Source organism: Rhodococcus sp. AC861 (assembly GCF_979256035.1).
The window spans coordinates 154,804-172,578 of sequence record NZ_CEEDMW010000001.1 but is presented as its reverse complement, the minus strand read 5'-3'; the positions used below and the strand labels follow the sequence as shown (position 1 = coordinate 172,578).

Annotated in this window: 14 protein-coding genes; 6 read left to right on the top strand and 8 right to left on the bottom strand. The window is 67.5% G+C overall.

Annotated elements, in window-relative coordinates; all coding sequences use genetic code 11:
* Positions 1 to 53 precede the first annotated feature (53 nt).
* Together AC0IX4_RS00790 and AC0IX4_RS00785 are read right to left on the bottom strand one after the other, a co-directional pair.
* Positions 54 to 1,592, bottom strand: coding sequence for a catalase (locus AC0IX4_RS00790; RefSeq protein WP_042575943.1), 1,539 nt, complete (start codon positions 1,590 to 1,592; stop codon positions 54 to 56).
* 85 nt (positions 1,593 to 1,677) lie between these two features.
* On the bottom strand, positions 1,678 to 2,775 hold the full coding sequence (locus AC0IX4_RS00785; RefSeq protein WP_471827702.1) for an SMP-30/gluconolactonase/LRE family protein: 1,098 nt from the start codon (positions 2,773 to 2,775) through the stop codon (positions 1,678 to 1,680).
* Positions 2,776 to 2,987: 212 nt separating this feature from the next.
* Here AC0IX4_RS00785 and AC0IX4_RS00780 point away from each other — a divergent pair, with 212 nt between their 5' ends.
* Positions 2,988 to 4,139 (top strand): hypothetical protein, encoded by a 1,152-nt coding sequence (locus AC0IX4_RS00780; protein ID WP_471827701.1) that lies wholly within the window; start codon positions 2,988 to 2,990, stop codon positions 4,137 to 4,139.
* Between the two features lie 73 nt (positions 4,140 to 4,212).
* Here AC0IX4_RS00780 and AC0IX4_RS00775 read toward each other — a convergent pair whose 3' ends face one another.
* Genes AC0IX4_RS00775 through AC0IX4_RS00765 form a run of 3 tightly spaced genes read right to left on the bottom strand, consistent with a single transcriptional unit; the run spans position 4,213 to position 8,047 of the window.
* A complete protein-coding gene (locus tag AC0IX4_RS00775) occupies positions 4,213 to 5,913 on the bottom strand; it encodes a GMC oxidoreductase (protein ID WP_471827700.1) in 1,701 nt (566 codons plus the stop codon).
* Positions 5,910 to 7,457, bottom strand: coding sequence for a flavin-containing monooxygenase (locus AC0IX4_RS00770; RefSeq protein ID WP_471827699.1), 1,548 nt, complete (start codon positions 7,455 to 7,457; stop codon positions 5,910 to 5,912). The genes AC0IX4_RS00775 and AC0IX4_RS00770 overlap by 4 nt, the downstream gene beginning before the upstream one ends.
* On the bottom strand, positions 7,454 to 8,047 hold the full coding sequence (locus AC0IX4_RS00765; protein WP_471827698.1) for a TetR/AcrR family transcriptional regulator: 594 nt from the start codon (positions 8,045 to 8,047) through the stop codon (positions 7,454 to 7,456). The genes AC0IX4_RS00770 and AC0IX4_RS00765 overlap by 4 nt, the downstream gene beginning before the upstream one ends.
* 83 nt (positions 8,048 to 8,130) lie before the next feature.
* Between AC0IX4_RS00765 and AC0IX4_RS00760 the strand changes: the two genes are divergently transcribed.
* Positions 8,131 to 9,219, top strand: a complete 1,089-nt coding sequence (locus tag AC0IX4_RS00760) for a spore photoproduct lyase family protein (protein ID WP_471827697.1) — start codon at positions 8,131 to 8,133, stop codon at positions 9,217 to 9,219.
* Positions 9,220 to 9,222: 3 nt separating this feature from the next.
* On the opposite strand, the gene AC0IX4_RS00755 is transcribed toward AC0IX4_RS00760, so the two are convergent.
* A complete protein-coding gene (locus AC0IX4_RS00755) occupies positions 9,223 to 10,305 on the bottom strand; it encodes a glycosyltransferase (RefSeq protein WP_471827696.1) in 1,083 nt (360 codons plus the stop codon).
* A gap of 183 nt (positions 10,306 to 10,488) precedes the next feature.
* On the opposite strand from AC0IX4_RS00755, the gene AC0IX4_RS00750 reads away from it, so the two are divergent.
* Both AC0IX4_RS00750 and AC0IX4_RS00745 read left to right on the top strand, forming a co-directional pair.
* Entirely contained in the window at positions 10,489 to 10,686 is a 198-nt protein-coding gene (locus AC0IX4_RS00750) for a PspC domain-containing protein (protein WP_042575931.1), read from the top strand.
* A gap of 309 nt (positions 10,687 to 10,995) precedes the next feature.
* Entirely contained in the window at positions 10,996 to 11,679 is a 684-nt protein-coding gene (locus AC0IX4_RS00745) for a DUF4913 domain-containing protein (protein ID WP_471827695.1), read from the top strand.
* Positions 11,680 to 11,686: 7 nt separating this feature from the next.
* On the opposite strand, the gene AC0IX4_RS00740 is transcribed toward AC0IX4_RS00745, so the two are convergent.
* Both AC0IX4_RS00740 and AC0IX4_RS00735 read right to left on the bottom strand, forming a co-directional pair.
* Complete coding sequence (locus AC0IX4_RS00740) at positions 11,687 to 12,730, bottom strand: aspartate-semialdehyde dehydrogenase (protein ID WP_471827694.1); 1,044 nt, start codon at positions 12,728 to 12,730, stop codon at positions 11,687 to 11,689.
* A 7-nt stretch (positions 12,731 to 12,737) separates the two neighbouring features.
* Positions 12,738 to 14,003, bottom strand: coding sequence for an aspartate kinase (locus AC0IX4_RS00735; RefSeq protein ID WP_042575929.1), 1,266 nt, complete (start codon positions 14,001 to 14,003; stop codon positions 12,738 to 12,740).
* 87 nt (positions 14,004 to 14,090) lie between these two features.
* Here AC0IX4_RS00735 and AC0IX4_RS00730 point away from each other — a divergent pair, with 87 nt between their 5' ends.
* Both AC0IX4_RS00730 and leuA read left to right on the top strand, forming a co-directional pair.
* Positions 14,091 to 15,788, top strand: a complete 1,698-nt coding sequence (locus tag AC0IX4_RS00730) for an FUSC family protein (protein WP_471827693.1) — start codon at positions 14,091 to 14,093, stop codon at positions 15,786 to 15,788.
* A gap of 169 nt (positions 15,789 to 15,957) precedes the next feature.
* Positions 15,958 to 17,775: a 2-isopropylmalate synthase gene (leuA, locus tag AC0IX4_RS00725; protein WP_471827692.1), complete on the top strand. Its 1,818-nt coding sequence runs from the start codon at positions 15,958 to 15,960 to the stop codon at positions 17,773 to 17,775.

Here is a 17,775-nt window from a genome sequence, read left to right as displayed (position 1 = left end):
GACGCCCGCCGCACCCCGAGAGGGCGCGACGGGCGGCGTCGATTACATGCGTGTCAGACGCGCGCGGCCTCGTCGGCCGGATCGTCCACGGCACCTGCACCGGTGGTCGGCGCTGTGTCGCCCTGACCGGCGCGGACACCTTCTTCGACCTTCTTGCCGATCTCAGGATCGACATTGCTCCAGTACTGGAACACGCGCTGCAGCACCTGCTCGGTGACGCCGTTCAGCGCGTGACCGACGATGTTGCCGACGAGACGCTCACGGGCGTCGTCGTCCATGACCTCGCGCACGAGAGTGCCCGCCTGGACGAAGTCGCCGTCCTCGGGATGCTGTACGTACCCGGTACGCACGAATCGGGGCTCGAAGTCCCATGCGCCGTCGTCGCCGTATGCGTTGGAGTCCGCAGCGGGACCACCGTACGAGTTCGGGGCGTAGACGGGAGTGTCCGCGGAGTTGTAATGGATGTTCATCGCACCCTCCTTGGAGTACGAATTGATCTCCGCCTTGGCGCGATTGACCGGCAACTGCGCGTAATTGGTGCCGATGCGGTACCGGTGCGCGTCCGCGTAACTGAAGAGGCGACCGAGCAACATCTTGTCCGGGCTGGCGCCGATTCCGGGAACGAGGTTGGACGGTTCGAACGAGCTCTGCTCGATCTGCGCGTGGAAGTTCTCCGGGTTCTTGTTCAAGGTCATGGTGCCGACCTCGATCAACGGGTAGTCCTTCTGCGACCAGACCTTGGTCAGATCGAACGGGTTGTAGCGGTACGTCTCGGCCTCGTCGTACGGCATGATCTGGACCTTGACGGTCCAGCTGGGGAAGTCCCCGTTGCGGATCGAGCCGAACAGATCCTGACGATGGTGGTCCGGCGACGTGCCCGCCAGCTCGTCCGCCTTGTCCTGCGTCAGGTAGTCGATTCCCTGATCGGTCTTGAAGTGGAACTTCACCCACGACTTCGTGCCGTCTGCGGCGATGAACTGGTAGGTGTGCGAGCCGAATCCGTCCATGTGGCGGAACGACTTCGGGATCCCGCGGTCTCCCATGAGCCAGGTCACCTGGTGCGCCGACTCGGGAGAGAGCGTCCAGAAGTCCCACTGCATGTTGTTGTCACGCAGGCCGGAGTCGGGCATCCGCTTCTGGCTGCGGATGAAGTCCTGGAACTTGAGCGGATCCCGTACGAAGAACACCGGCGTGTTGTTGCCGACCATGTCCCAGTTGCCCTCGGTGGTGTAGAACTTCAGCGAGAAACCGCGAGGGTCACGCCAGGTGTCGGGGCTGCCCTGCTCGCCCGCGACGGTCGAGAAACGAGCCAGCATCTCGGTCTTCGTGCCGGGCTGGAACACTGCGGCCCGCGTGTACTTCGAGATGTCGCCGGTGACCTCGAACGTTCCGAAAGCTCCCGCACCCTTGGCGTGCACGACGCGCTCCGGAACCCGCTCACGGTTGAACTGGGCCATCTTCTCGATCAGGTAGTGATCCTGCAGAAGGATGGGGCCCTGGGCCCCTGCGGTCAGCGAGTGCTCGTCGCTGGCGACCGGAATACCGGCGTTGTTCGTCGTGGGCTTGGCGGTGGGGGTGTCGGGTCGAGTCATGTGGTTCTGTGCCTCCTGCTGATCTGCGTGACGCACGCGTCCTTACTACCCGTGTACCCGGGCAGCGATACGCGCACACTTACGCCTACCCGACAGTCGGATGGAACAGCGGAAGCCCGCCCTCGTCGACACCCAGCTCCTGGATGGACCACTCCCGCGGATCGAGTGCGTACTGGGAGTGATTGGTCGCCAGCAGCGAGGTACCCCGGAACGCCAGCGATGCCGGCGTCACCAAGGGGACGGACAACATCGATCGGCCCAGAGGCGACGGCAGAGCGTCCACGACACCGCGCCCCGGTTCGACGACCTCGACATCGTTGATCACCGGATTCGCCACGGCGACGTAGATGCGGCCGGAACTGCCGATGGCGATGCCGTCTCCCTGGGACGTCGTGGCGATCTGTTCCCGCGTGCCGGGTGATCCGTCCGCCTCGACACCGAGGCGGAACAGTTTGCCGCGGAAGATCGACGCGTCCGGGGTCAGTGAGATCGTCACGGCGAACACCAACCGGCCCTGCGCGTCGAACTGCATGCCGTTCACGCTGTAGATGGACGCGAAATCAGCACTCTGGTACCAGATCCGGGCTTCTCCACCGCCCGGTGCGACCTTCCAGATCGTCGCCTGGTTCAGGTCACTGACGTACATGTTCCCGTCGCCGTCGAACACCGGGTAGTTGGGCCACGCCGGCCGGTCTATCGGGCTCGGCTCGCACGGCACCACGCCGCGACCGCAGGACGGAAGATCGGGGAACGTCGCGTAGACGCTCTGCTCGCCGGTGGCGGGGTCGATCCGCACCGCCCGCGCCCCCGAGTAGTCGAGCGCGTACGGCCGACCCGCCCCGTCGAGAGCGATGCCGTTCACGCCGTGTTCCGCGCTCGGAGAATGATCGACGAGGTCGTACGTCCCGACCAGCGCGCCCGACCGATCGTGATGCCACACGGCCCCGGCGGATCTCGGTCGGTTGGACCCCGTCCAGACGCTTCCGTCGCGCGGATCGACCGCGATGCCCTCCGGCTGACCGGGCAGGGGAAGTTCGGCGAAGGTCCGTGCATCTCCCGGCGCGGGCGAGGGAGGAGCGACAGGCTCGGCACCGGCCGACCCCGCTCCGGCGACGAGACCGGATCCGATCATGACCGCAGCAGCCCCGACCGCCAGAGCCCTTACTGCCTGCATCACTGGCATCGACCGCTCGAACATTGCTGCGCCCCCCGGCTGTCATTGCGCAGCACCGAACGCTGCCGGATGGACACTACGGTTCCCCGCGTCCGGACACCGCACGCAGAACTCCAGCAGTCCCGGGGCGACATTGTGCCTGCTCACAGGAGTGTCCGAGATGTGAGCATCCTGTGGCACCCTTCGATCGTCTACACCGTGACGTTCTGGGGGGAAAACAAGTGACGCGCAGTTCGAGAAGCAGGTCCGGATCGCTGAGGAAGGTCACCGCGGTCGCTGCCGCGGCCATCGCCGTGTCCGCGGCGTTCACCGGAACGGCCGGTGCCGCACCGGGACCCGTGGCACCCTCCACCGTTCTCGGATCGATCGACGACGGCCCCGGCCAGTTCCATGTCTTCCGCACGGTGGACAGCGGCAACCGTCCCAGCGCGGAAGACACCGCGCGGTGCAACGCCCAGTACGGAGTACCCGCCTCCTATGCACTGGTCGAGCGGCTCGACGCCCGGATGTACACCTTCCAGTCCGACCCCGCCAGCGGCCTCCTCACGGCCGAGACCGCACGCGACGTCGGCCCGATTTACGTCTGTGACGGACTGGGGCTGAACGGCACTCAGATCCTCGACCAGTGGGGCACTCTCGACGCTCCCGGACTGGGCCGGCTGGACATGCGCGGACCCTGCGGATTCGAGCTGTACCCGGGATCACCCGGCCGCGGCGCGGTCGACTGCGTTCTACGTATAGCTCCTAACGCGTCGGGAATCGCGGGCGGTGTCGCGACGAGCAACTCGGTCGCCAACCCGCTGCGTCTGCCGGGAGGCCGTACCGGCTCGGTCTGGACGCTGTACGCCCTCGGCGAGGGCACGGCACCGGTGAACCAGGCTCCGCCGGCAGGGTTGCCGCAGCCGACCGGACCCATCGCATACAACGTCACCCGAGAGGTGAACTCGCGGTCTCAGGGTTCCTCCCCCACCTGCGCGGGTGGTGAGCGGACCACCGAATTGCATGCCACCGGTGTGGATCCCGCGACCGGTGCCGCGTCGACGTCGCCCAGCGAGATCGTCGCCGCCACCGCGCGGGTCTGCTACTCCCCCGTCGCGAACCCCGAGTTCGGTGCAGCCCTGTCCGTGACCTACAACAACGTCCCCGGTGGCCCGTTGACCGTCGAGGGACGCGGACAGTGCCGCCAGACCTCCCTCCCGGGTACCGCTGATCTGCAGCAGAGCTGCGGATTGACGCTGCCGCCGAACCCGGCTCGTGGGTTGGCCGGTGGACAGGTCACCGTCAACGGCCTCGTCCCGGCGGGCGATCCGGCCGGGTCGGCCAACTCGGCCATCTGGACCACGTCGCTGCTCGGACCGATCTCCGGAAAGTAGCACTTCGACACACGACACCGGCCCCGCATTCCTGCTGTCAGGAGTGCGGGGCCGGTGTCGTCAGGTGTGGCCGTCAGTGACCGATCACCGTGAGGGGCAACCGAAGTGCACCGGGTGCTTCCGCGGGCACCACGGGCGAGACCGGCTTGACCGGCGCAACGGGGGTGTAGTCGGCCCCCACCGGAGGGCGCTGATCCTGCTCACCCTTGTTGGGCCACAACGCCATCGCCCGCTCGGCCTGCGCGGTGATCGTCAGCGACGGGTTCACACCCAGATTGGCGCTGACGGCCGAGCCGTCGACCACGTGAAGTCCGTCGTGTCCGAACACGCGGTGGTACGGATCGACCACTCCGCGTTCGGGCGTTGCTCCGATGACGCAGCCGCCCAGGAAATGGGCCGTCATCGGGATGTCGAACACGTCCGCGAACGAGCCGCCCGCGTCTCCGCCGATCCTGTCGGCGGCCTTCCGGATGGCCACGTGGCCTTCCGGGATCCACTTGGGAGGCGGCGTACCTCCGCCGGGACGCGACGTGAGTCTGCGGCCGAATCGTCCCTTCGCCGAGCCGAGTTCGAGCGAGTTGTCGTCGGTCTGCATGACCAACGCGATGACGGTGCGCTCGGACCAGTTCCGGACCGACAGGCTGCGGACGGCGGCCGCCGGGTGACGCATCGCCACGCCCAGTGTCTTCAACGGACGCGGCAGTCGGCCCCCACCGTCGCTCAGCACGGTCTGCAGGAGCCCGATCGCGTTGCTTCCCTTGCCGTATCGCACCGGCTCGATGTGCGTGTGATCGTTGGGATGGAACGAGGAGGTGATGGCGACACCCTCGGTGTAGTCGACCTGCCGATCGCGTGCGGTCGCCGCGAGCACGGCCTCGGAGTTGGTACGCACGACCGATCCGAGCTTGTCCGACAGGTTCGGCAGCTGGCCGGTCTCCTTCATCGCGAGCATCAGCTTCTGCGTTCCGTAGGTCCCTGCCGCGAACACCACGTGATCGGCGGTCATCACCGTCTCGCGCCGCCGCAGTTTGGCTCCGGTGCGACGGGTACGGACCTCGTATCCGCCGCCTTCACGGGGACGAACCGAGGTGACGGTGGTCAGCGGATGCACTGCAGCTCCAGCCTTCTCGGCGAGGTACAGGTAGTTCTTGACCAACGTGTTCTTCGCGCCGACCCGGCAGCCCGTCATACACGAACCGCACTCGGTGCACCCGGTGCGCGTGGGGCCCGCGCCTCCGAAATAGGGGTCGGGAACGTCGCGGCCCTTCTGTCCCGGAGCCCCGAAGAACACACCGACGGGAGTTGTGCTGAAGGTGTCGCCGACGCCCATCTCCTCGGCGATGTCACGCATGATCTTGTCGGCCGGAGTGATCGTCGGGTTGTCCTCGACTCCCAGCATGCGACGAGCCTGGGCGTAGTACGGAGTCATCTCCGCTTCCCAGTCGGTGATGTCGCCCCACTGCGGATCCTCGAAGAACCGACTCGGCGGCTGGTAGAGCGTGTTGGCGTAGTTCAGCGATCCGCCACCGACACCGGCTCCGGCCATCACCAGAACGTTGGGCAGCAGGTGGATCCGCTGCAGCCCGTAACACCCGATGATGGGAGCCCACAAGTACTTCCGGAGGCGCCAGCTCGTCTTGGGGAGCTCGTCGTCCTCGAAACGGCGGCCCGACTCCAGAACACCGACGCGGTATCCCTTCTCGGTGAGCCGCAGTGCGGTGACGCTGCCGCCGAAGCCCGATCCGACGACGATCACGTCGTAGGTGTTCTTCATGATGCGGTGACCTCCGGCTCGAGGCGGGGGTCGGTGACGGCCCGCCGCACTGTTCGGTAGTTGTCGATGTCGAAGACCGACGTCGCCTTGCGGTACTTCCAGGTGAAGGTCGGCCACATGGCCGAGTTGCGACCGCTCTTGTCCAGATACCAGCTCGAACATCCGCCCGTGTTCCACACCGTCCCGGCGAGATCGACATCGAGACTGCGGTTCCAGTCGTCGACGGCCGCCGGCTCGACGTCCACCGCGTCGACACCCCGGTTCGCCATCTCCCGCAGCGCGGATTCGACGTACGCGGCCTGCGATTCGAGCATGTAGACGATGGAGCTGTGTCCCAGATTGGTGTTCGGTCCGTACATCAGGAAGAGGTTGGGGAAGCCGGACATCGTCGTACCGCGGTACGCGCGCGGACTGCCGCCCCACCGCTGCGCCAACGTCGTGCCGGCGCCGTCCCGAACCAGATGTGCGACGGGAGGTTCGGTCGGGGTGAAACCCGTACCGAAGACGATGGCGTCCACCTCACGTTCGCGGCCGTCACGATCGACGACGCCGGTCGGTGTCACGGAGGCGAGACCGGAATCGACCAGCTCGACGTCGGGGCGCTGCAGGGTGTCGTACCAGTCGTTGGACAGCAGCATGCGCTTGCAGCCGATGGTGTAGCCCGGAGTGAGGCGCTTCCGGAGTCCGCCGTCGCGCACCTTCAGTCGGAGGAAGCCCGTTGCGATCGAGTGCGCGATCGACAGGAGCTTGGGCCGCTTGGCCATCATCTCGACGTACATCTCGCGGTAGGCGTAGATCGCACCGCGTTGCGCCTCGAGCGTCCACGGCGCGCGTCGGTAGAACCACCGCTCGATCGGACCGCGCGTGCGGTCCATCCGCGGGATGACCCACGCCGGAGTGCGCTGGAAGACGTGCAGGTGCTCGACCACGGGAGCGATCTCGGGGACGAACTGGATTGCGGACGCACCGGTACCGACGACGGCGACACGCTTGCCGGTCAGGTCGTAGTCGTGGTCCCACGTCGCGGAGTGGAAGGTGTGACCCGTGAAGGACTCCAAGCCGGGAACGTCGGGAAGCTTGGGCGTGGAGAGTGTTCCGGTGGCGGCCACCAGGACGCGGGCGGTCAGATCGCCCAGTTCGGTGCTCACCGTCCACAGGCACCGTTCGTCGTCCCACTGCGCCCCGAGGAGGGCACATCCGGTGATCAGGCGCTCCCGGATACCGAAGCCGTCGGCGACACCGCGGAGGTAGTCGTAGATCTCAGGTCCGCGCGCGAAAGTGTGGCTCCAGTTCGCATGCGGGGCGAAGGAGAACGAGTACAGCGACGTCGGAACATCGCACGCCACACCGGGATAGGTGTTGTCGCGCCATGTCCCACCCACGTCGTGAGCGCGCTCGATGATGAGGACGTCCGCGGTGGGATCGGCGCGCAGGATGCGCTCCGTGACGCCCATCCCGGCGAAACCGGATCCGACGACCAGGACGTCGACGTGCGCCGGCAGGGACACGGGTCGAGCCTCGGGCGAGGTCGGCGATGCGGTCATGACGTCATCACCACACGTTCCCATTCCGGCAGCACTCGTTCACGCATCTCGCGTTCCTCCTCGGGTGTTCGGAAGATGGCCGACACAGCCATCCCGCGGGCAAGTTCGATACTCAGTTCCAGAGCGACGGGCGACATCCGGTCCCCGAAGATCTGGCGTCCACCGTCCTGCAGGACCTCGGTGACGCGGCGCTCGAGCGGCTCCATGGCCGCATGCAGGGCACGATCGGTCCGCGCGGCGACCCACAGTTCGAGTGCGGCGTGGAACAGCGGCCCGGAGAAGGCCTCGAGGAGCAGAGCGGGCCCGACCGGTCCATCGCGGTCGCTTCCCACGATCTCCTCGAGCCGTCGCTCGACCAGGCGCTCCACAGCAGCGACCACGAGGGTCTCCTTCGTCGGGAAGTGGTGCAGTTGCGCGCCGCGCGACACCCCTGCACGCCGCGCGATCTCCTGCGTGCTGGCCCGCGAGTACCCGACGTCGACCAGCGTGGCGATCGCCGCGTCGAGAAGCGTCGCTCGTGTTCCGGCAGTGCGCTCGGCCTGAGTTCGGCGGACGGGCGGTGCCTCGTCTCGTGCGGTGGTCTCGGTCACAGGTTGGACCATACCGAGAAATCAACAAACAGTCCAGACTGATTGTAAGTTTGTTTGTCGGTGGGTCCTGATAGATCTGGACCGTGGACACGACACCTTCCGTCACGCGGTCTCGTTCGCCGTTGCTGCAGGTCCGACGCATCTGGGCAGAGCCCGACGCTCTGGCCGATCTCCGCGGCCAGGAAGTTCTCGCGCAGTTTCCCGACGCGGAGATCATCGACGTCGACTCCCATTGGCAGATACCCGAGCTGCACGGCAACGCCGGGAACATCGACCGCTGGGTGCGCGTCAAGACCGAGGACCTGGTGCTGGGAGTCAAGAAGTCGTTGACGGCTCGTCCCAACGGGCGCTCGGCGGACTGGATCGCACCGTCGACCGCCAACGGGTGCGCCATGGCGTGCGCCTACTGCTACGTACCCCGCCGCAAGGGCTACGCCAACCCCGTCACCGTCTTCACGAACATCGACAAGATCGTCGGTTACCTCGGACGCCACATCCGTCGCCAAGGACCCAAGCCGGCACCGAATCAGTGCGATCCCGTCGACTGGGTGTACGACATCGGCGAGAACAGCGACTGCAGCGTCGACGCCACCATCAGCGACAACGTCGCGGACCTTGTCCACGCGTTCGCGGGGTGGGACGGCGCGAAGGCGAGTTTCGCCACGAAGTACGTCAATCGGGAGCTCCTCGAACTCCGACCGCGCGGTGGAACGCGCATCCGGTTCTCCCTCATGCCCCACCAGGAGTCGAGACTGCTCGACATCCGCACGTCACCGATGGACGAGCGGATCGCAGTCCTCGACGACTTCGTCGACGCCGGCTACGAGGTACACCTGAACTTCTCCCCGGTGGTGCTCTCCCCCGGATGGCAGGAACGATGGGCCGCGCTGATCGAGCAGATCGCCGAGCAGACGGGTGACGCCTTCAAGCGCCAGGCCGCGGTCGAGATCATCACGCTCACCCACAACCAGGACCTGCACGAGGTCAATCTCGGATGGCATCCGACGGCCGAGGACGTGTTGTGGACGCCGCGGATCCAGGAGGCGAAGCGCTCGCAGAACGGAGCCGACAACGTGCGATACCGCATCGACGTCAAGTCGCGCGCCGTCGCCGAGCTGACCGACCTGATCGCGGCGCGGGCACCGTGGCTGCGCGTGCGCTACGCCTTCTGACCGTCACCGCCCGGACAGGACGCCCAGCATCGACTCCACTGCAGTCGGCCAGCCGTACTGCTCCGCCCTCGCCCGCGCCGTCGGCCGTCCGCCCGAGGGGAGCGCCAGGGTCGCGGCGATGCCCTCGGCGAAGTCGCGGGAACGATTGGCCACCGCTGCGCCGCAGTCCGGGGTGACGATCTCGGCCAGCGCGGACGTTCCCGAGACCACCGCGGGTGTGCCCGACGCCAGCGCCTCGAGAGCCGCCAGCCCGAACGTCTCGTGCGGTCCGGGAGCGACCGCGACGTCCGCCTCGGCGAGCAACCGTGCGACGTGTTCGCGGTCGGAGACGAACCCGGCGAAGTGCACGGGCAGCCCCTCGGCGCGCCGCTCGAGCGCGGCCCGCCGCGGACCGTCTCCCACCACCACCAGGCGTGCGTCGATGCCCTCGCGGCGCAGGTGTGCCAAGGCGTCGACGCTGCGCTCGGCGTGCTTCTCCACCGACAGTCGTCCGCAGTGCACCAGCCGGATCATCCGGCCCTCGTTGCGATGGCGACGCGACGGGTGGAACAACTCGAGGTCCACTCCGAGTGCGATGCGGTGTGCGTCGGCGCCGATGCGGTCGAACTCCTCCTGCGCGAACGCGGTGGTGCACACCACCGCGTCGTGACCGAGGACGGACCGCCTGTTGGCGACGTCCGCCGCCGCGCGCGCGACCGGGGCGGGCAACACCTGTCCGAGCAGTCGGTCCAGTCTCTCGTGGGAGATCATCACGCTGCGAATCCCTCTGTGGCGCGCCCATGTTCCGAGGCCACGCAGGGTCAGACGATCCGAGATCTCGAGCACGTCCGGTCGCAGACTCGCCGCGACGTCGGCCGTCACGGACGGCCTCGCCACCCGGTAGCCACCGGTCATCGGGAGCCGGGTGGACGGGACGGTGATGCGATGCACCCCGTGGGCGGACATCGTCTCGGAGTGGACGTCGCCGGGGACGATGACCGTGACCTCGTGGCCGCGAGCGACGTAGCCCGCTCCGAGCTGGTCCACGGCCGTCCGCAGACCGCCCGAACGAGGTCCGTAGAAGTTGGCCACCTGCACGATGCGCATGCGGCCCAGTGTCGAGGTGAGCCGTGTACGGACGAGGACCGCGCCGAGAACGTCGCACGAACACTGATGTCGAGCGATCACCGTCGTCGCACGGCTGCGGCACGGGAACCCGGCACCGGCGCCGCACGTTGCCGTGGTGTCCGACCCGCGACGACACGTCACCGACGAAGAAGAGGTCCCACGATGACCAGCCCGGCACGAAAGTTGACCCGTTCACGACAGAGCAAGGTGGTCGCCGGCGTCTGCGGTGGCCTCGCCGAACGTTTCGGAATCAGTCCCGGCCTCGTCCGTCTGCTCTTCGTGCTGTCCTGCATCCTTCCGGGGCCGCAGTTCGTGATCTACCTCGTGCTGTGGATCGCCATTCCGAAAGCCGCCTTCTGACGGGAGCGGCGCAGGTCATCGGGTAGCTCACCGGCTTACGCCCGCACAATCGGCCCCGACACCGGAGCCGGATCGGATTCCGATCACAGCCAACATCTTTGGTCGTCTGCTGTACATCGCCCAGTTGCGCACCTCCGACGCGGCCCCTTAGTGTCGATCACGATTCGTATCGCGCGCGTCTCGGTCACCCACGGGTTCGCGCGCGACTCTCGACGTGCAGGGCGTTCGAACAGAGGCCGCCGCGCACCATCCGGCCACTCCACGAGCAGGTCGAGCGCAACACCATGGCGCCCGGCCGGCAAGGACACGATGTCTACGTACGGCGGTTTCTCCGGTCACCGAGCCGACGACAGGTCCCGCGCGAGCAGATCCACCCGGTTCGCGTGGCGCTACCTCGACTCGGACGATGCAGCGCGCCTGTGGGACGAGGTCACCGACTGGGTCTGGTGGCTCCGTGACCGGTACGAACTGACGGACCGTGTTCCCCGCTGCTGGTACCGACACGGCCCGGTGGTCGAAGAATTCACGGCGCTGATGGCGGCATGGACCGAGGCATATTCCTCCGGTCGAGGTATGTCGGCGTGGCATTCGTCGGATCTGTGGCCGCTGATGGATCGCCTCGAGAGCATCTCCGGGTTCGAGCAGTGTCAGGCCGACGGATGCTCACACGATTCCGGCTTCCTGCATGCGCCGGAGGGCACCGAGGCCGTCATGGAACCGGCACACGACACCTCGAACCTGGACTCCTCGACCTTCGACGACGCCACTCGGGACGCTCCCGACATGTCCGACGTCGGAGCCATGGTGGTGGGTGTGGTCACCGAGGACGTCATGCTGATGGCCGTCGTGAACGGAGAAGCGACAGCACTCGACGCGGGGCGACCGCACGGGCGCTACCGCCTGGGCGGCAACCTCTGGACCTGGAGTTCGATCCTCGGCGGCTACGTGCCGTGTCGGGAATCGTCCGCCGGCCTCCGCGCGATCGAGAGCTGAGCGCGAACTACCCGAGGAACAGTTCGGCGATCTGAATGGTGTTCAGCGCCGCGCCCTTCCGCAAGTTGTCGCCGGAGACGAACAGCGCCAGCCCACGTCCGTCGGGCACACCGGGATCCTGACGGATACGGCCGACCAGTGACTCATCCGCTCCCGCTGCCTGCAGGGGAGTCGGAACCTCGACCAGGCGGACACCGGGTGCCGACGCCAGCAGTTCCGTCGCTCGCTCCACCGACAGCGGGTTCGCGAACTCGGCGTTGATGGACAACGAGTGTCCGGTGAACACGGGCACGCGGACGCAGGTTCCGCTGACCAGGAGATCCGGGAGTCCCAGGATCTTGCGCGACTCGTTGCGCAGCTTCTGGTCCTCGTCGGTCTCACCGCTGCCGTCGTCGGCGAGCGACCCGGCGAGCGGCAACACGTTGAAGGCGATGGGTGCGGTGTAGACCTTCGGATCGGGGTAGCTCACCGCGCTGCCGTCGTGCACCAGCTTCTCGGCATCCGCGATCACCGCGCGAGCCTGTGTCGCCAGTTCCTCGACGCCGGCCAGTCCGCTTCCCGACACGGCCTGGTAGCTCGAGACGATCAGACGCTGCAGTCCGGCCTCGTCGTGCAGCACCTTCAGGGCCGGCATCGCTGCCATCGTCGTGCAGTTCGGGTTCGCGATGATGCCCTTGACGAGGTTCCTCGTCGCCTCCGGGTTCACCTCGCTGACCACGAGCGGAACGTCGGGATCCTTACGCCACGCCGAGGAGTTGTCGATGACGGTGACACCGGCGGCGGCGAAGCGCGGCGCCTGCTCACGGGACATGGTCGCGCCGGCCGAGAAGAGCGCGATGTCCAGACCCGTGGGATCCGCAGTCGAGGCGTCCTCCACGGTGATCTCACCGTCGCCCCACGGGAGCGTCTTGCCGGCGGACCGTGCGGACGCGAAGAAGCGGATCGACGCGACGGGGAACTTGCGCTCCGCCAACAGGGTCCGCATGACGGCACCGACCTGGCCGGTAGCGCCGACCACTCCGATGTTCAAGCCTGTGGAGTTCGTGGTCATGGTGGTTCTACCTTCCGGTTCCGCCGTGCACGACGGCGATCTCGTCGCCGCCGAGTCCGAACGCGGCGTGCAGCACGCGAACGGCCTCGTCGAGCTCGGAGTCCTTGGTCAGCACGGAGATCCGGATCTCCGAGGTGCTGATGAGGTCGATGTTGATGCCCGCGTCGGCGAGCGCTTCGCAGAACGTCGCGGTGACGCCGGGGTGCGACTTCATGCCGGCACCGATGAGCGAGACCTTGCCGATGTGGTCGTCGTAGAGGACCTTGGTGAAGCCGATCTCACCCTGCAGCTTGGTCAACTTCTCCACGGCGGTGGGACCGTCGGCCTTGGGGCACGTGAAGGTGATGTCGGTCTTCCCCGTGTCGATGCGGGAGACGTTCTGCAGGACCATGTCGATGTTGATCTCGGAGTCCGCGACCGCCCGGAACACCTTGGCGGCGAAACCCGGCTGGTCGGACAGGCCGACGACCGTGACCTTGGCCTCGCTGCGATCGTGCGCGACACCGGTGAGAATGGCTTCTTCCACTGGAATGTCCTCCATGGATCCGGACACGATGGTCCCTGGCTTGGTGGTGTACGACGAGCGGACGTGCACGGGAACGTTGTAGCGACGCGCGTACTCGACGCAGCGCAGCATGAGCACCTTGGCGCCGCACGCCGCCATCTCGAGCATCTCCTCGAACGAGACCTTCTCGAGGTGTCGGGCGTCGGGAACGATGCGCGGGTCCGCGGTGAAGATGCCGTCGACGTCGGTGTAGATCTCGCAGACGTCGGCGTTCAGTGCGGCGGCGAGCGCGACGGCGGTGGTGTCGGAGCCACCGCGTCCGAGCGTCGTGACGTCCTTGCTGTCCTGGCTGACGCCCTGGAATCCGGCGACGAGGACGATCGAGCCCTCGTCGAGAGCGTCACGGACGCGGCCCGGCGTGACGTCGATGATCTTGGCGTTGCCGTGCACGCTGGTGGTGACGACACCGGCCTGCGACCCGGTGAAGGACCGCGCCTCGGCGCCGAGGGAATGGATGGCCATCGCGACGAGCGCGTTGGAGATTCGCTCACCCGAGGTGAGCAACATGTCCATCTCGCGCGCCGGCGGTGCGGGGCAGACCTGCTGCGCGAGGTCGAGCAGCTCGTCCGTCGTGTCACCCATCGCGGAGACGACCACGACCACGTCGTGGCCCTTGCGCTTGGTCTCGACGATCCGTTCAGCGACGCGCCGGATCCGCTCGGCGGTCGCCACCGAGGATCCTCCGTACTTCTGAACGACGAGTGCCACGCTGGTGCTACCTCCTGCGTCGGGGTGTATGTATTCGGCGAACCGGTTGTGGAGCCTACCGACCTGCAGCGGTCCCGGGTGAATCGCGTGCCTGCCTACCATCTGATGGTGACCGCCCGCGACCCCTCCGCCCTCCCGCCTCGCCACCGACGCCGCAGTCTGTTCGTCGCGCTGCCGTCCGTCGGTCCTCGATGGCCCGGTGGCCTGCGGTCGGCGGCAGCATTCGGCGTTCCGGCGCTGGCGCTTCTTGCCGGGGGCTTCCAGACGGAGGCGCTGCTGACGGCGGCCGGCGGTTTCGCGGTGGTGTACGGCGAGGGCCGCCCGTTCCGTTCGCGGTGGTCCGTGGTTCTTCTCGCGGGACTCGCGCTGGTGCTGTCCGCCACCGCCGGCGGACTGGTGGGTCAGTACGCCGATCCCCGCGACACGGTGCTCGGCGCCGTCCTCGTCGTCGTGGTGCTCACGGCGCTGGGAACCGTCGCCACGTTCGTCGTCGACGCGCTGCGACTCGGTCCTCCCGGCGCGTTCTTCTTCGTCCTGACCTGCGCCATCGCGACCGTGGTGCCGCAGGCCGGCGTCTCCGCCGTCGTCAACTCCGTGTGCGTCGCTCTGGGAGCCGTGTGGGCGTTGCTCGTGTCGATGGCACCCGCGGTGCGCGACTTCTCGAAGCCCGAGCGGGACGCCGTGATCGCCGCGGAACGGACCGTGAGCGCCTTCGCCGCGGCGCGAGACGAGGCCGACACCGCCGTCGCTGCTCGTCACCGGGCGGCCGTGTCCGTCGACAAGGCGTGGTCCGCGCTGCACGACGCCCGCATCCCCGCGCGGCGCATCGACGATCCGCTGGTCCTGCGACTGCGCGCCGCACACCTCGAGTTCGCCCGGACCGTCGACGGACTGCCGACGGACCCCCAGCACGTCTCCGATGCGGTCCACGTCGAGCCCGGGAGCCGTCCGACCGTGCCGATGGCGCGGCCGTCCGTCACGTTCCGGCTGGTGCGCGCACTCGACCGCGATTCCCACGCCACGACCACGGCGATGCGAGTGCTGTGCGCGTCGTCGGTGGCCGGTCTGATCGCGGTCGTGGTCGGACTCGGCAGACCGGACTGGGCCGTGATCGGCGCGGTCCTCGTGCTGCAGCAGGGACTGGACCGGCCCCGAGGAACCGTGCGGGCTCTGCATCGACTGGTGGGAACCGCCGCCGGTGTCGTGCTGTTCGCCGTGGTGTTCTCGCTGTCGCCGAGCGGAGTCGTCCTGGTCCTCGTGCTGATGGCCCTGCAGTTCCTCATCGAACTGTTCATCGCCCGCAACTACGGCATCGCCGTCATGTTCATCACCCCGCTGGCCCTGCTGATCGGCGGGGCGTCCCACCCGGGCGCGCAGGCCTGGCCGCTGGCATGGGAACGCTTCGTCGAGACCTGCATCGGTGTCGCCTGCGCCCTGGCCGCGATGTGGGTCGTCGGCCGCCATGCGCATCGGCGATGCCTGACGTGGTGCGACGCGCGCGTCATGGCGGCATCGTCGGACTTGGTGAACCTGCTGCACCGCGTCGCCCCCGATGACGACGCCGCCATGACAGTGCGCCGCGACGTCCAGTTCGAACTGGTCGGGGCCGCCCTCGCCGCCGAACACGCCGTGAGCGACGACAGGGAGTGGGCGGCGACGGTATGGCCGTCCCACCTGGCTGTCGACGCGATCGGTTACGACCTCCTGGCGGCGTGCAGTCGCACTCCGGACGGTGCGACGGTGGACGATCTGGGCACGTTCCGAGCCCGAACCGTCGACGGATGAGCGGTGGCGGTGTCCTCGGGGGAGCCGACGGAGTAAGGTGACGCGCATGTTCGGCGCCGGGTTCGCCCTTCTCCTTCGTCGCCGCGACGGGGTCTGATTCTCAGACCGGCTCCCTGTCGCGGGTCTTTTCGGCGCCGGTCGACCCCTTCCTCACAACGGAGAACAATCGATGTCACCCGCCGACGCATTCGTATCCGGCTCACGCAACGTCACCACCCCGACCAAGCCTGCGCCGTCCGATCAGCCCGTCTGGAACACCCAGAAGAACTCGTCGATGCCGACCTTCCGCTACCGCTCGTTCGCGGAAGAAGTCGAGCCGCTGACGCTCCCCGACCGCACCTGGCCCGACAAGGTCATCGACCGGGCACCTCAGTGGTGCGCGGTGGACCTGCGCGACGGTAACCAGGCGCTGATCGATCCGATGAGCCCGGCACGCAAGCGCCGGATGTTCGATCTCCTGGTTCGCATGGGCTACAAGGAGATCGAGGTCGGTTTCCCGTCCGCGAGCCAGACGGACTTCGACTTCGTCCGCGAGATCATCGAGGACGGAGCAATTCCCGACGACGTCACCATCCAGGTGCTGACGCAGTGCCGCCCCGAGCTGATCGAGCGCACCTTCGTCGCGTGCGAGGGCGCCCGCAGCGTCATCGTGCACTTCTACAACTCCACGTCGATCCTGCAGCGCCGCGTCGTCTTCCGCGCCGATCCCGACGCGATCGAGAAGATCGCCACCGACGGTGCCCGCAAGGTTCTCGAGGAAGCGGCCAAGTTCCCCGACACGGACTGGCGCTACGAGTACTCGCCCGAGTCCTACACCGGAACCGAGCTGGAGTACGCCAAGAAGGTGTGCGACGCGGTCACCGAGATCATCGCTCCCACACCGGAACACCCGATGATCCTCAACCTCCCGGCGACGGTCGAGATGGCGACACCCAACGTCTACGCCGACTCGATCGAGTGGATGCACCGCAACCTGGCACGCCGCGATTCCATCGTGCTGAGCCTGCACCCCCACAACGACCGTGGAACCGGCGTCGCCGCCGCCGAACTGGGATACCAGGCCGGCGCGGATCGCATCGAGGGCTGCCTCTTCGGCAACGGTGAGCGCACCGGCAACGTCTGCCTGGTCACCCTGGGGCTCAACCTCTTCACGCGTGGCGTCGACCCCCAGATCGACTTCTCCAACATCGACGAGATCCGCCGCACCGTCGAGTACTGCAACCAGTTGCCGGTTCACGAGCGGCACCCCTACGGCGGCGACCTGGTCTACACCGCATTCTCGGGAAGCCACCAGGACGCGGTCAACAAGGGCCTCGACGCGATGAAGGTGTCCGCCGACGAGCAGGACATGGATGTCGACGACGTCCTGTGGCAGGTGCCCTACCTGCCCGTGGACCCGAAGGACGTCGGCCGCACCTACGAGGCAGTCATCCGCGTCAATTCGCAGTCCGGCAAGGGCGGCGTCGCGTACATCATGAAGTCGGACCACGGCCTGGCGCTGCCACGGCGTCTGCAGATCGAGTTCTCCTCGGCCGTGCAGCGCGTCACCGACGGCGAGGGTGGCGAAGTGTCGCCCAAGGCCATGTGGGACGTGTTCTCGGAGGAGTACCTGGCTCCGATCGTTCCCCTCGAGCGCATCCGGCAGCGAGTCACCGCGGCCGAGGAAGACGGCGGCACCGACTCCATCGCCGCCACCGTCAAGGTCGAGGGCACCGAGCAGGAGATCACCGGTGAAGGCAACGGGCCTCTCGCCGCGTTCGTCGACGCACTCGGGTCCATCGGGTACGGGGTGAGCGTCCTCGACTACTCCGAGCACGCCATGTCGGCAGGTGACGACGCACAGGCCGCGGCCTACGTCGAAGCTGCCGTCCGTCTGCCCGGCGGCGCCGAGGCGTCGGTCTGGGGCGTCGGCATCGCCACGTCGATCACCACCGCATCCCTGCGCGCCGTGGTGTCGGCCGTGAACAGGGCTGCCCGCGCCCAGTAG

What these genes read in the sequence shown, in the direction of transcription:
- AC0IX4_RS00785 (WP_471827702.1), bottom strand. Translation starts at nt 2,775, where the DNA reads ATGCCAGTGATGCAGGCAGTAAGGGCTCTGGCGGTCGGGGCTGCTGCG.
- AC0IX4_RS00775 (WP_471827700.1), bottom strand. Translation starts at nt 5,913, where the DNA reads ATGAAGAACACCTACGACGTGATCGTCGTCGGATCGGGCTTCGGCGGC.
- AC0IX4_RS00755 (WP_471827696.1), bottom strand. Translation starts at nt 10,305, where the DNA reads ATGCGCATCGTGCAGGTGGCCAACTTCTACGGACCTCGTTCGGGCGGT.
- AC0IX4_RS00745 (WP_471827695.1), top strand. Translation starts at nt 10,996, where the DNA reads ATGTCTACGTACGGCGGTTTCTCCGGTCACCGAGCCGACGACAGGTCC.
- AC0IX4_RS00740 (WP_471827694.1), bottom strand. Translation starts at nt 12,730, where the DNA reads ATGACCACGAACTCCACAGGCTTGAACATCGGAGTGGTCGGCGCTACC.
- AC0IX4_RS00750 (WP_042575931.1), top strand. Translation starts at nt 10,489, where the DNA reads ATGACCAGCCCGGCACGAAAGTTGACCCGTTCACGACAGAGCAAGGTG.
- leuA (WP_471827692.1), top strand. Translation starts at nt 15,958, where the DNA reads ATGTCACCCGCCGACGCATTCGTATCCGGCTCACGCAACGTCACCACC.
- AC0IX4_RS00770 (WP_471827699.1), bottom strand. Translation starts at nt 7,457, where the DNA reads ATGACCGCATCGCCGACCTCGCCCGAGGCTCGACCCGTGTCCCTGCCG.
- AC0IX4_RS00790 (WP_042575943.1), bottom strand. Translation starts at nt 1,592, where the DNA reads ATGACTCGACCCGACACCCCCACCGCCAAGCCCACGACGAACAACGCC.